Source organism: Streptomyces sp. NPDC028305, assembly GCF_055569495.1.
This window is the reverse complement of sequence record NZ_JBVHTN010000012.1, coordinates 276026-290872: the sequence shown is the minus strand read 5'-3', so window position 1 is coordinate 290872 and position 14847 is coordinate 276026. Positions and strand designations below refer to the sequence as shown.

General features: G+C 68.8%; 17 protein-coding genes. 10 read left to right on the top strand and 7 right to left on the bottom strand.

The window, feature by feature from the left end:
* Positions 1 to 67: 67 nt before the first annotated feature.
* Positions 68 to 1633 (bottom strand): MFS transporter, encoded by a 1566-nt coding sequence (locus ACZ4WQ_RS42890; protein ID WP_398372771.1) that lies wholly within the window; start codon positions 1631 to 1633, stop codon positions 68 to 70.
* Positions 1630 to 2967, bottom strand: coding sequence for an MFS transporter (locus tag ACZ4WQ_RS42885; RefSeq protein ID WP_398373016.1), 1338 nt, complete (start codon positions 2965 to 2967; stop codon positions 1630 to 1632). The genes ACZ4WQ_RS42890 and ACZ4WQ_RS42885 overlap by 4 nt, the downstream gene beginning before the upstream one ends.
* Positions 2968 to 3199: 232 nt before the next feature.
* On the opposite strand from ACZ4WQ_RS42885, the gene ACZ4WQ_RS42880 reads away from it, so the two are divergent.
* The gene (locus ACZ4WQ_RS42880; RefSeq protein ID WP_311721649.1) at positions 3200 to 3841 is read left to right on the top strand and encodes a TetR/AcrR family transcriptional regulator; all 642 of its coding nucleotides are present in this window, start codon (positions 3200 to 3202) and stop codon (positions 3839 to 3841) included.
* Positions 3842 to 3865: 24 nt separating this feature from the next.
* On the opposite strand, the gene ACZ4WQ_RS42875 is transcribed toward ACZ4WQ_RS42880, so the two are convergent.
* Positions 3866 to 4822, bottom strand: a complete 957-nt coding sequence (locus ACZ4WQ_RS42875) for a GlxA family transcriptional regulator (protein WP_358842954.1) — start codon at positions 4820 to 4822, stop codon at positions 3866 to 3868.
* A gap of 74 nt (positions 4823 to 4896) precedes the next feature.
* On the opposite strand from ACZ4WQ_RS42875, the gene ACZ4WQ_RS42870 reads away from it, so the two are divergent.
* Positions 4897 to 5565 (top strand): HD domain-containing protein, encoded by a 669-nt coding sequence (locus ACZ4WQ_RS42870; RefSeq protein ID WP_358842955.1) that lies wholly within the window; start codon positions 4897 to 4899, stop codon positions 5563 to 5565.
* 94 nt (positions 5566 to 5659) lie between these two features.
* Positions 5660 to 6253 (top strand): carbonic anhydrase, encoded by a 594-nt coding sequence (locus ACZ4WQ_RS42865; RefSeq protein ID WP_361181881.1) that lies wholly within the window; start codon positions 5660 to 5662, stop codon positions 6251 to 6253.
* 71 nt (positions 6254 to 6324) lie between these two features.
* Here the strand turns inward: ACZ4WQ_RS42865 and ACZ4WQ_RS42860 are convergent, their stop codons facing one another.
* Positions 6325 to 6951: a TetR/AcrR family transcriptional regulator gene (locus tag ACZ4WQ_RS42860; RefSeq protein WP_311721653.1), complete on the bottom strand. Its 627-nt coding sequence runs from the start codon at positions 6949 to 6951 to the stop codon at positions 6325 to 6327.
* Positions 6952 to 7060: 109 nt separating this feature from the next.
* Here ACZ4WQ_RS42860 and ACZ4WQ_RS42855 point away from each other — a divergent pair, with 109 nt between their 5' ends.
* From ACZ4WQ_RS42855 to ACZ4WQ_RS42835, 5 genes are all read left to right on the top strand, one after another.
* A complete protein-coding gene (locus ACZ4WQ_RS42855; RefSeq protein ID WP_385338783.1) occupies positions 7061 to 8536 on the top strand; it encodes an MFS transporter in 1476 nt (491 codons plus the stop codon).
* Positions 8523 to 8810, top strand: coding sequence for a hypothetical protein (locus ACZ4WQ_RS42850; RefSeq protein WP_398372775.1), 288 nt, complete (start codon positions 8523 to 8525; stop codon positions 8808 to 8810). Before ACZ4WQ_RS42855 ends, ACZ4WQ_RS42850 begins: the two co-directional genes overlap by 14 nt.
* Before the next feature lie 20 nt (positions 8811 to 8830).
* The gene (locus tag ACZ4WQ_RS42845; RefSeq protein ID WP_398372777.1) at positions 8831 to 9706 is read left to right on the top strand and encodes an NmrA family NAD(P)-binding protein; all 876 of its coding nucleotides are present in this window, start codon (positions 8831 to 8833) and stop codon (positions 9704 to 9706) included.
* Positions 9707 to 9721: 15 nt separating this feature from the next.
* Positions 9722 to 10552, top strand: coding sequence for an oxidoreductase (locus tag ACZ4WQ_RS42840; protein WP_311721657.1), 831 nt, complete (start codon positions 9722 to 9724; stop codon positions 10550 to 10552).
* 74 nt (positions 10553 to 10626) lie between these two features.
* Complete coding sequence (locus tag ACZ4WQ_RS42835) at positions 10627 to 10749, top strand: hypothetical protein (RefSeq protein WP_311721659.1); 123 nt, start codon at positions 10627 to 10629, stop codon at positions 10747 to 10749.
* On the opposite strand, the gene ACZ4WQ_RS42830 is transcribed toward ACZ4WQ_RS42835, so the two are convergent.
* Positions 10743 to 11393: an NAD(P)-dependent oxidoreductase gene (locus ACZ4WQ_RS42830; protein WP_398372780.1), complete on the bottom strand. Its 651-nt coding sequence runs from the start codon at positions 11391 to 11393 to the stop codon at positions 10743 to 10745. The two genes, ACZ4WQ_RS42835 and ACZ4WQ_RS42830, sit on opposite strands and share 7 nt — an antisense overlap.
* A 45-nt stretch (positions 11394 to 11438) precedes the next feature.
* Positions 11439 to 12080, bottom strand: coding sequence for a DsbA family protein (locus ACZ4WQ_RS42825; protein ID WP_398372782.1), 642 nt, complete (start codon positions 12078 to 12080; stop codon positions 11439 to 11441).
* 143 nt (positions 12081 to 12223) lie between these two features.
* Between ACZ4WQ_RS42825 and ACZ4WQ_RS42820 the strand changes: the two genes are divergently transcribed.
* Both ACZ4WQ_RS42820 and ACZ4WQ_RS42815 read left to right on the top strand, forming a co-directional pair.
* Entirely contained in the window at positions 12224 to 13138 is a 915-nt protein-coding gene (locus ACZ4WQ_RS42820; protein ID WP_398372784.1) for a helix-turn-helix domain-containing protein, read from the top strand.
* Between the two features lie 121 nt (positions 13139 to 13259).
* Positions 13260 to 13847 (top strand): HD domain-containing protein, encoded by a 588-nt coding sequence (locus ACZ4WQ_RS42815; protein ID WP_358842964.1) that lies wholly within the window; start codon positions 13260 to 13262, stop codon positions 13845 to 13847.
* Positions 13848 to 13938: 91 nt separating this feature from the next.
* On the opposite strand, the gene ACZ4WQ_RS42810 is transcribed toward ACZ4WQ_RS42815, so the two are convergent.
* On the bottom strand, positions 13939 to 14835 hold the full coding sequence (locus ACZ4WQ_RS42810) for a helix-turn-helix domain-containing protein (protein WP_385338763.1): 897 nt from the start codon (positions 14833 to 14835) through the stop codon (positions 13939 to 13941).
* Positions 14836 to 14847 lie beyond the last annotated feature (12 nt).

Here is a 14847-nt window from a genome sequence, read left to right as displayed (position 1 = left end):
CTGTCCGGGGGACGTTGTTCGGCCAGAAGTCCTGTGGGCGCCTGACGCCGTCCCGTTGACGTATCGCTTACGCCTCAGCGGATGTCCGGGGACGGTGAACCTTGTGGCGGACGAACAGCGCCGCCGGCACGGCCATGACGATCAGTACAACTCCGCCTATGACGTTGCCCACGTGCACGGCGTCGGTGAACGCCCTCGGTACGGCAGTTCCCACCACGCGAGCGAGGGATGCGGGGATGTCCGTCGCACCGCCGCCGTGTGACGCACCCTCCACGATCCTGTCCGCCTGGGGCGAGGGGGTGCCTGCCTCGACGAGACGCTCATGCAGGTTCCGGGGGAAGCGACTGGTGACGATGGTTCCGAGGACACTGGGGCCGAGCACCGTTCCCAGCTGACGAGCCATGTTCACCGCTGCCGCCGCCATGCCCTGCTGCTGTGGCGGGACACTGTTGACTGCGGCAGCGGTCGAGGGCGCCGTCAGCAGGCCCGCTCCGATGCCCGCCACGAGCAGCCCGGGCCACATCGCCCCGTAACCTCCCGAGGCATCGGTCGCGAGCATCGCGAGAGACCCGGCTCCGATGAGGACCAGGCCCGCAGTGATCAAGAGCGTGAAGCCGACCCTTTGTACCAGCACCCGGGCGGTCACTACGGTGACCAGGAGAAACGTTCCGAACAGCGGCAGCAGGCGCACGCCGACGTCGAGGGGACTGGTCTGTCCCACACGTTCCATGTAGAGCACGCTGAGCAGGGCGACACCGACCAGTCCGAAAACGCTGACAGCGGCCACGCCCATGACGGCCGAGAAGGAAGCGCTCCGAAAGAGCCTCAGGTCCAGCATGGGGTCGGGGTGACGGAGTTCTACGCGTATGAACATGAACAGAGATACAGCGAAGACCACATACATGGTGATGATCGGCGCCTTGGCGTATCCCGTGGCGCCACCCTGAATGATCGCGTAGGTGGCCGAGGCCGTCATCACGGTGCCCAGGACAAGGCCCGCAAGATCGGGCTTGCGCGTGGGGAGTCTGGACTCGGCCACGAAGACCGGGGCCAGGAGGATGGCCATGCCGGCGATGGCGATGTTGGCGAGGTAGACGGTGTGCCAGGAGAAATGTTCGAGCAGGGCTCCGGCGAGGATCGGGCCGATGGCCAGGCCCAGTCCGGAGCACGCGGCCCAGATGCCGATCGCGGCGGTGCGCTCGTGCGGGTCGGTGAAGGTGGCACTGACAATCGCCAGGCTCGTCGGCAACACGGCTGCGCCGCCGAGGCCCGCGATCGCCTGTGCGGTGATGAGCATGCCGGCGCTGTCGGCGAAAACGGCGAGTACGCTGCCGGCCAGGAAGACGGCGGCACCCAGGCTGAACACGCGTCGACGTCCCACGAGGTCGCCGAAGGTTCCGGCGGACATCACGAAGCTCACGACAGCAAGGCTGTACGCGCTGGTGATCCATACCAGCGTGCTCGCACTGACGTGCAGGTCGCTCTGTATTTCACCCAGGGCCGAGATGGTGGAGGTGACGTCGACGAAGGCCATCATGACGCCGAGACAAACCACCAGAAGGCCGAGCCAGCGGGACCGCCCGCCGCCGAGGGTCGTGGCGCGGGAAGCCTGAGCCGGAATGGACGCTGTCATCGGACTGCCACCACCTTTTTCTTCGATACGCCCAGAGACACCACAACTGCGGCAGCCATGAGTCCCATCGCGACAAACCATGCGTGCTGGTAGGTCTCGAGAGAGGCTCCACCGGAGGCGGTGCCGAGCATGGCGACCAGGATGCTGATGCCGACGACCGAACCGATCTGCATTGCCATGGTCACGATGGCGCTGCCGGTAGCCGCCTGCTCGGGGTGCAGGCCGACCGTCGCGGAGGAGACGACGGTCGGAAGCGCCAGCCCGGCGCCTGCCCCGAAGATCAACCAGCTCGGGAGGACTCCGGACGCGTAGTTCGGGTCGTTGTGCAGCAGTACGACGAAGAGCAGGATGCCGACAGCGGCGATGGCGCTGCCGACCGCGGCGATGAAACCGGCCGGGACCCGGAATCGGCGCTGGAGGGCTTCACCGAGAGCGGCAGCCAGTGCGAAGGCCACGGGACCGGGAAGGCTGGCGCATCCGGTCTTGATGGCGGAGTAGTGCCAGTGGCTCTGGAGCCAGAGGATCGTCGACAGCAGGAAGCCGGCGAACGAGGCCAGTTGCAGGGTGGCGGCGAGGTTCGCCGAGGCGAAGATCCGGTCACGGAAGAGTGAGAGGTCCACCACGGGCGCCCGGTGACGTGACGAGCGGAGCAGGAACACCACCACCCCGACCACTGCCACGACCAGAGACGAAACGACGCGGACGTCCGACCAGCCCCAGTCGGGCGCCTTGACCACGCCGAAAGACAGTCCGCCGACCACGATGATCAGCAGGACACCGCCGAGCAGGTCGGGGATGCGGGCGTCTTGTTCGTGCTTGACGTTGGCCACGAGTCGCGCGGCCAGCGCCATCGCGAGCAGCCCGATCGGAATGTTCACCAGGAACAGCCACCGCCAGGAGACCTGGACCAGCAGCCCGCCGAAGATCGGCCCGCATACCCCGGACAGCGAACCTGCGGTGAACCAGATCTTGACGTACCGCTCCACCTTGTCGGCGGGAGCACTCGTCAACACCAGGCCCAGGCTGGCCGGGGTCAGCAGGGCGGCGCCCACCGCCTGAAAGGCACGGAAGACGACCAGCACCCATACATCGCCGGACAGACCCGCCCCCAGGCTCGCCGCTACGAAGACAGCCATGCCAAGGACGAAGCCGGCCTTCCGGCCGAAGCGGTCGGCAAGCCGCCCCGCGGGGACCAGAAAGGCGGCATAGACGATCGCGTACCCATTGAGCACCCAGCTCAGATCCGACAGAGACGTCGAGCCGACGCCCTGCCCGATGTCCGGCAGGCCGACGTTGGTGATCCACACGTCGAGTTGGCCAAGGAAACTCGCCATGGCCAGCACGGCGAGGATGAGAGCCGGACGGGCGTTCGAGGAGCCTCCACCTCCCCGCTGTGTTCGTGGAGGGGCCATCTGATCTTGCGAAGACATGCGTCTCATCCGTTCTGAGGGATTCGCGGGATGCCGTGAGTGACGGACACCAGAGTTCTGGACCGCTCTGTCAGGAACGGTAGGAACTTGTGGAACGGAATGTCAAGAATGGCCGTCCGGCCTGTACGCTGGCCCCATGGGGCGCCCACCGGGATTCGACAAGGACAAGGTCGTACAGGCCGTCGAGCGACAGTTCCGCCGTGCCGGATACGCCGGCACCAGCGTTGACGACATCGCCAAGGCCGGGGGGCTGGGCCGCGGCAGCCTCTACGCCGCCTTCGGCGACAAGAGCAAGCTGTACCTGCGGACGCTGGAGGCCTACTGCGACCGCAGTGAGGCAGGCTGGGCGGCCGTACTCGAAGGCCCCGATGACACCGCGCTGGAACGGCTGCACACATATCTCATGGCGTCAGCGCGATTTGTGCATGATGACCCCGACCAGCTCGGCTGCATGGTGACCGGCTTCGTCGTCGAGGGAGCCGACCATGATCCGCGGGCCGGTGCACGCGTCAGGCAGGCCCTCATGAGAATTGAAAGTTCGCTGACCGAGTGCGTTCAGGCCGCGCAGCGACATGGCGACCTCGATCCCGAGGCGGACGCCCCCGGAGTCAGCCAACTGCTCATGGCGATCAATCGGGGCATGGAAGTGCTGGCCAAGGCCGGGTTCGACGCGGTCGCGCTGGAGCGCGTTGCCGATCAGGCATTCGGCGGACTCCCGCTTACGGCGCGGGCCCGGTCTCGGCAGGCGCCCCGCTCCGTCGTCTCCGACGCTTCCTGAGCGCTCGCGCGCGGGAGCAAGCAGTCAGGTCTGCGTCGGCTCCGCCTTGTGGCGGAACAGGGTCCGGTATTCCTGGGGCGAGGTGCCCAGGTGCCGGTGGAAGGCGGCCCGCAGGGAAGCGGGAGCACCGAAGCCGGTGAGGCGACCGACCTGTTCGACGGGCACATCGCTCGCCTCCAGCAGTTCGCGTGCTCGGTCGATACGCGCGTCGGTCAGCCAGGCGATCGGCGTGGTGCCGGTCTCCTCACGGAAGCGGCGGATCAAGGTCCGCCGGGACATATGGGCGCGCTCGGCGAGGTCGTCGACAGTAAGGGGGTCTGCGAGGTTGTCGAGCATCCACTCCCGCAGGGGAGCGAGCTCGTCTCCGCTGGCTTCGGGGCGGAACTGTTCGATGAACTGTGCCTGACCTCCTCGCCGTCGTGGCGGCGCGACGAGATCCCGTGCGTGTGTGTTCGCCGCCGCCGCACCCAGGTCGGTGCGGATCAGGTGCAGGCACAGATCGATCCCTGCCGTCACACCGGCGGACGTGAGGATGTCGCCGTCGTCGACGTAGAGCTGATTCGGCAGGACCTTGACGCGCGGGTAGCGCCGTCGCAGTTGCTCGGCCTGCCGCCAGTGCGTGGTGGCCGGGCGCCCGTCGAGCAGTCCGGCCGCGGCGAGGACGAAGGCCCCGGTGCAGATGGAGACGAGCCGGGCGCCTCGGGCGTGAGTCGCCCGTAGCGCCGCCAGGAATCCTGCTGACGGGACCGCGTCGAGGTTCTCGTAACCCGGGATGATCACGGTGTCGGCGTCGTCCAGCGCTTCGAGGCCGGCTGTGACGGTGATCGCGAAGCCGGACCCGGGCACGGGTCCGGGCCCGCTTTCGGCGCACACGGTCAGCTCGTAGTGCGGGTCTGTCGAGAAGATCTGCGTAGCGGTGCCGAATTCAAGCGCGAGCACACCGGGCAGCACGAGCACCGCAACGCGATGTCTGTTCGTCATGGTGGCACGATGGTAGCGCTGATTGGCATCCGTGCCACTTTTTGTCCCAGATTGACTCTCGTAGCGTCAAAATCATGACCGACGCTCCTCCAGTCCTTCCGAACAAGCTGCCCGACGACGTGCTCGCCCTCCCCTCCGGGCCGCTGGTCGAGGCGAGTCTCGCCGCAGCCCGCGCGGCGGTGCATCCGTCGCTGCTGAATCACTGCATCCGCGGCTTCTACTGGGCTCGTCTGTTCGCCGCCCGCAGAGGAGTTCTCAACGACGCGGACTACAACGAGGAACTCCTCTTTGCCGCCAATGTGATGCACGACCTCGGAACCGGCCCGGACGCACCCGGCCGGCTCCGGTTCGAGCTGGAGGGCGCCGATCTCGCCGCCGCCGTGCTGACCGATTTCGGAGCCCCCGCCGGGGACGTCGACAAGGTCTGGGAGGCTATTGCCTTTCACACCACTCCGCAGCTCCCCGAACGCATGGGGCTGCTGACCTATCTGACCTACGAAGGCGTCTGGATCGACTTCGGCAAGAATGCCGACCTCGTGGCCGAGGAGCAGAGGAAGATCCATGCCGCGTATCCACGGCTCGAGATGATCAGCAATCTGGCCGACGAAGTCATCGCCCACGGTGCCCGCTCCGAGACGGCCGCGCCTCCCTACGCACTCGCCTACCACCTTGCGCAGGAACGGAAGGCGGATGGCGTCACCACCATGGAGCGCGGCGTGGTCAATGGGCCATGGGGGGAGTAGCGAAGAGCCCTCGCCGCCATGGAATTCCCTATGTGAAACGTTCCTGGCTTGCCAAGAAAGCCGGAAAGTCAACCGCGAGAACCGGAGTCAAACGATGTCGGGTTATACAGAGTTCACGTTCCAAGGACAGCCGGGTTACGACGAAGCAGCGGCTCGGGAGATCATCGCCAGTGTGATTCCCGTCAGGACGATCGCCATGTACTGCTTCGACCCCCGGGCGGCCGGGGCCGCGAAGGCGGTGGCCGATTACTTCGGCGACGAGGTCTACCCCGGCGAACTCATCCTCGACGAGGCCGGCAGGAAGATGGGCTCCACAGCGACGGTGTTCCCTCTCATCGTCGGGGGTGGGCGCGCGGCGGACGCGCTTCGCTCGATCACGGTCTCCCAGCACCTCTTCGGAATCGAGCGGGTTGTTGTCGTACACCACTCCTTCTGCGGCGCCACCTCCTTCACGGCGGAGGGAATCACCGCTGCATGGAAAAATGAGCAGCACACCGACATCTCGTCGTTGTACGACTGGGACGGCATCTCCATCGCCGACTTCGAAAAGTCACTCAACTACGACGTGAGTCTGATCCGCAACAGCCCGGGCACCCCGAAGCACATTGAGATCTACGGCCTTTTCTACGACATCGACTCCGGCGAACTGACCGAGATCGTTCGCGACGTTCCCGCCGAGGTCGCGTAGCCGAGCATGACATCGAATGGACCGAGGCCCGCCGGCCTCGGTCCATTCGCCGTTCCGCCCGGCGGGAACGGTCAGCGCGCGGCGGCGAATGACTCGATGTAGGCCAGGGCCCCGTACAGCGCGTCGCGCAGGGGTGTGGACTCGCCGGCCGCCTGGTCCAGCAGTGCTCCGCCCTGGAACGCGGCGGCGAGCAGGTGGGCGAGCGCGGCCGGGTCGGCCTCCGGCCGCAGTTCGCCGCGCTCGCGCATCTTGCTCAGGCCGCGCTTGAACAGCTCCTGCCACCGCCCGAAGCCGTCGGCCACCGCGTCCCGGTGGGAGGGCTCGGTCTTGACGACCTCAGCGGCCAGGGAGCCGAACGTGCAGCCGCCGCGCGTCATGTCCTGCGAGGCGACGTACATGTCGGCCCATCGGTACAGGGCGGCGAAGCTGTCCAGTTCACCCAGCTCGGGCGCCTGGTGGCGGGCGACGATGCTGTCGGCCTGCCAGGCGAGCACCGCGCGTACCAGGGACTCCTTGGTGGGGAAGTGGCGCGTCAGCTGCGAGCCGCTGACCCCGGCGGCCGCGCGGATCTGCTCGTTGTTGGTGTTCTGTGCACCGTGTTCGTAGATCAGCTCGGCAGCCGCCTTGACGATGCGTTCGCGTGTGGCCAGGCCTTTGGCGGTCAGCTTCCGGCCCGGCGCTTCGCCGGTGGTGGTCATGGTGGCCATCGTAGCAAAAAAAGGGCTTGACAACCCATTCTTTGAGGTGTCTCCTGAATGCAGGCCGAAAAAGGGCTGGCAAGCCCATTCTCTTGAGGAGGCGGACGGGATGTCCACACAGGCCGCACCGCAGGCGGTCGCGACGACACCGCACACCGGCCCGGCCCCGGCCGTCACCGAGGCGGGTCACCCGCGCCGCTGGAGCGTCATGGCAGTGCTCGGTGCCGTCGCCTTCATGGCGCAGCTCGACTTCTTTGTCGTCAACGTCGCCCTCGACGGGATCGGCCAGTCGTTCCCGGGCGCGGGCGTCGCGAGCGTGTCGTGGGTCCTGTCGGCCTACGCGATCGTGTTCGCTGCCGTACTCGTGCCCGCGGGCCGGGTCGCGGACCAGTGGGGGCGCAAGAAGGTGCTGCTCAGCGGGGTGGGGATGTTCACCCTCACCTCCGCCGTCGCGGCTGCCGCGCCGAATCTCGGCGTGCTGGTCGGTGCTCGAGCGCTCCAGGCTGTCGGCGCGGCGATGATCGTGCCGACCTCGCTCGGTCTGCTCTACCCGAGCTTCCCCAAGCGGCAGCACACCCTCGTGGTCGGCCTGTGGGCCGGCGTGGGCGCGATCGCGGCCTCGGCAGGCCCACCCGTCGGCGGGCTGCTGGTCAGCCTCGACTGGCGGTGGATCTTCCTGATCAACGTTCCCATCGGGATCGCCACCCTCGTCGCGGGCGCGCTGCTCCTGCCCGAGGTGCGCCGGCCCAAGGGCGCCCCCGTGCCGGATCCCGTCTCCGCCGTCACACTCCTGCTGGCCGTGAGCCTGCTGGTGCTCGCCACCGTCCAGGGATCCGGGTGGGGCTGGACCGACGCGCGCACCCTGGCGCTGTTCGCCGCCGCCGTCCTGGCCGGGGCCGCGACCGTCGAGCGAACCCTGCGTGCCAAGGCGCCCGTGATCGAGAAGCAGCTGTTCACCAGCAGGCCGTTCACCGCCGCTACCGTGGCGCTGTTCCTGTTCTACGTCGGCTTCGCCATCGTCCTGCTCAGCACCGCCATGTTCATGCAGGAGATCTGGCACTTCAGCCCGCTGCGCGCAGGTGTGTCCATCGCCCCGGCGCCCCTGGCCTCGATCGCCTTCGCGATGAACGCAGGCCCCATCCAGCGCCGCTTCGGGCGCATCGCCCCCGCCGTCACCGGCACCATCGCCATGGCGCTCGCCGCCGGCTACTGGCTCGCGGCCGTGCACACCACCCCCGACTACTGGAGCGGCATGTTCCCGGGCCTCATCCTGGTGGGCCTGGCCGGCGGCCTGGCCCAGGCGCCGATGTTCGCCGCCGCCGGCACCCTCGCACCCGAGCGCGCCACCACCGGCAGCGCCGTGCTCAACATGAGCCGGCAGATCGGCAGCGCCGTCGGCGTGGCTGTGCTCGTCGCCCTCACGGCCCAGCCCACGCTCACGGGATTCGACCATGCCTGGTGGGTCCAGGCCGGCGCGGGCCTGGCCGCGGGCGCCGCCCTGCTCGCCCTCCACCCCCGCCGCACAGTCTCTGGTTCCAGCCATGTGAGCGCGACCAGGAAAGAGAAGGTCGATGAACGACAATAAGTGGATGGTCGGATTCCGCCGCCGTTCTGCGGTGGGAGTGATCGTTGAGCACTTCTATCTGGCGGACGGCGAAGCAGACAGCGCCGAAGCACGCCGCACCGCCGCCCGGATGGCCGTTGCACTGGGGCCCCGCCGCTACGGAGATCTCCTGTCGGCCCGGCCGGGCATGGGGGCCAGCCTTTTGGCCACACGCCTCAAGCACCTCGAACGACACGACGTGCCGCGTCGCACCACGCCGCCCGGCTACACCGATCGACGCCCGGTTCGTGTCTGACCTAGAGACGGAGAAAAGTCATGGAACGCAATCTTCTGGTGATCGGGGCGACCGGCAAGACCGGTGGCCACACCGCCGAACTGCTGCTTCAGCGCGGCCACCACGTCCGCGCGCTCGTCCGCCGTGCCGATGGGCGCTCCGCGAGGCTTGCCGGCCTCGGGGCGCAGATCGTGGAAGGCGATGTCCTCGACCTCGACTCCCTGGCGGAGGCGACGAAGGGGATCGATGCCCTGTACTTCACCTATCCGATCTTCCCCGGCCTGATGGACGCTACGGCGAACGTGGCCCTGGCGGCGGAGGAGAACGGGGTGCAGGCGATCGTGAACATGTCGCAAATCTCGGCCCGCCGCGATTCCGCCAGCAACGCGGCACGCCACCACTGGGTCGCGGAGCGTGTGCTGGACCGCTTCCCGGTGGCCGTTACCCACATCCGTCCGACCTTCTTCGCCCAGTGGCTGATCGATACCTGGGCCGACGGGACCGGCGAACTGCGCCTGCCCTTCGCGGACGGACGCCATGCCCCGATCGCGGAAAGCGACCAGGCAAGGGTGATCGCGGCCATCCTGGAGGACCCCGCCCCGCACGCCGGCAAGATCTACCCGCTGTACGGGCCGGTGGAGCTCAACCACTACGAGATCGCCGAGAAGATGTCGCAGGCGCTCGGCAGTCAGGTCACCTATGTGCCCATCAGCCTCGACGAGTTCAGGGCCATCCTCGAAAAGCGCGGAGCGCCGGAACACCTCATCCAGCACCTTCTCGCCGTCGCGGTGGACTACCGCAACGGCATCTTCGCCGGCACGAACGACGTCGTGAAGAAGGTCGGCGGCACCGACCCCCTCGATGTCGAGAGCTTCGTCGCCCAGAACCGGGCGGCCTTCGACTCACGCACCGCCTGAACCCAGGAGAGAACAATGAGTGTTTGGTTCATCACAGGATCGTCCCGTGGGTTCGGCCTCGAAATCACGCGCGCGGCGCTCGCGGCAGGACACCAGGTGGTGGCGACCGCACGGAAGGCGGAAGCCGTCCGCGAGCAGCTCCCCGACGCCGGTGACGCGCTGCTGGCCGTGCCGTTGGATGTGACCGACCCCGAGAGCATCCAGGCGGCTGTCGACGCGGCAGTCGAACGGTTCGGACGCATCGACGTCCTGGTCAACAACGCCGGCACCGGCCTGCTCGCCGCCGTGGAGGAATCCAACGACGCGGCGGTGCGCGCGGTGTACGAGACCAACGTGTTCGGTCCGCTCGCCGTCCAGCGCGCCGTGCTACCGCTACTGCGGCGCCAGCGTTCCGGGCACGTCGTCAACATCAGCTCCATCGTGGGCTTCGCCACCGCGCCGGGCTGGGGCATCTACGCCTCCACGAAGTTTGCCGTCGAGGGATTCACCGAGACCCTCCACGCCGAACTGGCGCCCCTCGGCGTCCACGTGACGCTCGTGGAGCCGGGCTTCTTCCGCACCGACTTCCTCGACCCGGCCAGCCTGCACACCGGCACCGACGTGATCGACGACTACGCGGCCACCGTCGGCACCATGCGTGAAGCGGCTACGGGGCTCAACCACGCCCAGCCCGGCGACCCGGCCAAGGCCGCCCGCGCCATCGTGGAGATGGCCGCCGCCCCCGAGCCGCCCCTGCGCCTCCAGCTCGGAGCCGACACCCTGCAAGCCTTCGACGCCAAGCTGGACAACTTCCGCAAGGAGCTGGACGCCTGGCGGCACGTCGCCCTCTCCACCGACCACGACTGAGCCGACAGCCGGGTCACGTTGCCATCGGTGCTGACGCTCTGCTGCGTGGTGCCGTCCGGCGCGGTAAGGGGCACATGGTGCGAGACAAGCGCGATGTCATCCACGATGTGGATCTTGCGCAGGTCAAGCTTCACCTGGGCCTGAGAGTCGAGGAGCCGGCCCAGGCCTACGCGGATGGCGTCCGGGCCGGTCAGTAGCCGACGGTGAAGCGCTGCCGGCGGTGGCCGGGCTGCTCGATCTCGTCGAGGAGGGCGACCGCGTAGTCCTCCACGGTGATGGCGCTGTTGCCGTCGTCGTCGGTGATGAGGTCGTTCAGGGCGGTGCGGTAGCCGCCGGTGCGGGTGCCGGGCTCGATCATGGCCGCGGGGCTGATGTTGGTCCAGTCGACGTCCGTGACGGTCCGGTAGTAGTCGAGGGCGTCGCCGTGGGCGTGCATGATCTGGAGCAGGAACTCGGGCAGGCCCGGGGCGTCCCACACCTGCTTGCCGTCGGGTGTGCGCAGGGACCCGGCGCCGCCGACGGTGATCAGGCGGGGTGCCTGCCCGCCGAGGGTCCGCAGTCCTTCGGTGAGGGCGACGGCGGCAGGCTTGATGGTGGCGATGTGGCCGGGGCCGTCACCGCCGCCGACAGCGCTGACGACGACGTCGTGGCCCGTCGCGGCGGCGGCGACCGACTGGGCGTCGAGGACGTCGCCGGTGGTGACGGTCAGGTTCGCGTGGCGTTCGGTGACCTTGGCGGGGTCGCGGACGACGGCGGTGACGGTGTGGCCGCGGTCGAGGGCCTCGCGGACGATGGCGGAGCCGATGGTGCCGTTGGCACCGAAGACAGCAATGTTCGTCATGGCAGTGTTTTCCTTCGTGATCTTTCGGGGTGGTTCGGAGGGCGGTCAGGCGGAGGCGGGGGCCAGGTGCCGGTCGAGGGCCTCGGTGAGCTGGAGGGCGCTGGAGAGCGCTCCGCCGAGCCGGTGGGTGCCGGTGGGGGTGTGCAGGAGCAGGGTCGGGTAGGCGTCGACGCCGAGCCGGCGCAGTTCCCGGAAGCCGCCTTCGGCTTCGGCGCGGGTGGCCGGGTCGAAGAAGGCTTCGGCGACGGCGTCGGCGTCGAGGCCGTGCCCGGCGGCGATGGACCGGTACACGTCGAGGTCGGAGAGGCTGCGGCCGTCGACATACCAGGCGCGCTGGAGGGCGCTCGCCAGTTCCAGGATGCGTCCGGGAGCCTGGCTGCGCAGCGCGACCAGGCCGACGGCGGGATCGGTGGAGTCCATCACCACGGCCCCCTCGGCCAGAACCTGCTGGTAGCCGTCGCCGAAGGTGACCCCCGTGGCGGCGGCGATGCGCTCGTTGGCGGCCGGGATGTGCGGGTACGCCGCCGCGGGCAGGGCCCGCGGGCCGGAGAAGAGGCCCCCGGACAGCACCTGCAACTCGATCCGGTCCGCGTTGCCGTCAGCGAACCGCCGCAACGCCGGGCCCAAGCCGTAGCACCAGCCGCAGTAGGCGTCGAACGCGTACGTGAGACGGATACGGTCTGTCATTCGGGACCTCCTGACATTGGTAGAAGTCAGTCATCGATATCGGCCAGGAGCTGCGACGCCCCTGCCGCCGCATATGCTCTCGACTGACGTCAAACGTAGGAGCCGGGAAAGGTTCCGCCCAGGTACGGTGAGGTCTCGTCGTGGTGAAAAACGGACACGAAGCGATCCCGGAGATCCAGTACGTCCCGCCGGCGGACGACGCGGTCGGTGTCGAAGTGATGCCGATCGCCGAACTGCGCCGCCGCCTGCATCACCACGGCGGGGCGGAAGGCGCCCGGGACGCCGAGGGAGCCGGCCGCGCACAGCGCCCGGACTTCCACCTGCTCCTCACGGTGGAACAGGGGCTGCTGTGGCACATGATCGACTTCGCCGACTACGCCGTCACCGACAGCACCTGGCTGTGGGTCCGCCCCGGCCAGGTACAGCGCTTCGGCGACCTCGGCGCGGCCACCGGCACTCTGGTGCTGTTCCAGCCCGACTTCCTCGACCCCGCCACCGCCACCGACGTCCGCCTCGACGACCCCTTCGGGCGCACCCTGTGGCAGATCACCGGCGAGGACGCCCCCGCCCTGCACCGGGCCCTTGACCACCTCGCCCACGAATACGGCACCACCCACATGCCGACCCCCGCCCGCTCAGCCATCCTCCAGCGGCTGCTCGCCGTACTCCTGCTGCGCCTGACCCACTTGACCGCACCCGTGGGCACCCCGCCCGCCGGGCACGCGGAAACCTTCCAGCGCTTCCGTGCCGCCGTCGAAACCGACTTCGCCCGGGCCCGCGACGTCGGACACTACGCGCGCGCCCTCGGATACTCGCCGCGCACCCTGACCCGGGCCGCGCTCGCCGCGGCCGGCGTCGGCGCCAAGGAGTTCATCGACCGTCGCGTCGTGCTGGAGGCCAAACGCCTCCTCGCCCACGGCGAAGAACCCGTCGCGGGCATCGGGGCCCGCCTCGGCTTCCTCGACACCAGCAATTTCGTTAAGTACTTCATCCAGCGCACCGGCACCACACCAGCCACCTTCCGTAGCCGGTACCGCCCGGCCCGGGCCGCCCGCTGAAGCCGTCTGCCGAGGACTGCCACCTGGTGCTGATCAACTCGTCGAAGAAATGACCCGATCCTGGCGATGCACGGCACTCGGGCCTCTTCTCGCTCTTGCTCCGCCTTCCTACGTTCGGCGCATGGACAACTTACTCGCCCTGCCCACGGGGCCGCTGGCCGACGCGAGCCTCGCCCTCGTACAGAAGGCGGAGAGCACGTCGATCGCCGACCACAGCGTCCGCAGCTTCCTGTTCGCCCGCCTGTTAGCCGAGCAGGAATGCTGCCTGAACGACGCGGCCTACGACGAGAAACTGCTCTTCGCTGCCTGCGTGATGCACGATCTGGGGCTGGGCACCCTCGCGGCCGGCCAGGCCCGGTTCGAAGTGGAGGGCGCCGATCTGGCGGCATCCGTGCTGACCGAGCACGGCATCGCCGCGGCGGACGTCGACCGGGTGTGGGAGGCGATTGCCCTGCACTCCTCCCTGGGCATCGCCGACCGGTGCGGACTGCTGACCTACCTGACTCACAAAGGTGTCTTCACCGACGCCGGCTACTTCACCGATCTCGGCGACGCGATGCTCCAGCCGATCTACGCCAGATACCCCCGACCCGCCGACGACCGTTTTATCCAGAACGCGATCGTCGAGCATGCCGCCCGCTCCCGGGCCGCGGCACCGCGATACTCGATCGCGGCCGAGTTACTGCGCCGGCGACAGGCCGGAGAGTGACCTCTGAGATGCGCACCGCGGCGAGCAGCCGCTGCCCGACCGGCGCCGCGCTCAGGGTGTCCGACTCGGTGACGGTCGACCCCGGCCTCCTTCAGGATCGATCAGACGGCCGGCGCCCGAGCCGGAGATCCCTGGAGACGTGAGGCATTGCGGGTGTTCCGCGGTTGGGCCATGCGATGTCGTCAACGGCGAGAAACGGCTCGCCGGCCATGGTCGCGGGGGTTGCCCCGGTGAACGCCCTGACGTCCCGATGCAGGTGGGACTGGTCGGCGTAGCCGGCGTCGGCCGCGACTCGGGCCGCGCCTTCACCCGCGACCAGGCGGTGCGCGGCATGGTCGAAGCGGACCAGCTTCACGGCGCGCTTGGGCGGCAGGCCGAGCTGCGACCGGAACCGGGACCACAGCCGCTTACGGCTCCACCCGACCTCGGCCGCGAGTTCGTCGACCCGGGCCAGGCCACGGCTGACGACGATCCGGTGCCAGGCCCAGGCCACCTCCGGGTCCACCGGCGGCCCCGCCTCATGCCGGCGGGCGAGCAGGGCGTCCGCCAACGCGAAGCGATCCTGCCACGACGCGACATCGCCGAGTTGCTCGCGGATCCGTGACGCCTCCTGGCCCCACAGGTCGCCCAGGGACGCGACGGCCCCGTCGAGGTCGGCGGGGGAGACGCCCAGGACCGCGCGTGCGATCACGGGGGACAGACGCACTTGTACGCACTCGACGTTCTCTCCCCGAGCCCGGACCGCGCCTCCGGACCCGAGCCCGGGCCCGGCGACGAGGCTTCCCCGTTGCTGCCGCCCGGCGGCACAGTCGACGACGGGCGAACCGGCGCCGAACTCCAGGAGCAGTGTCACGGCCGGGTGCGGGACCATCCGGAGCGCGTCCAGGTCACGGACACGGAACCCGGCCATAGTGACACCGGCCACCCGGCTGGGCCGCCTCGGGCACGCGACGCCCCACACAACCTCACCGTGCACGAACGTCCGCATCGTCCCATGCTA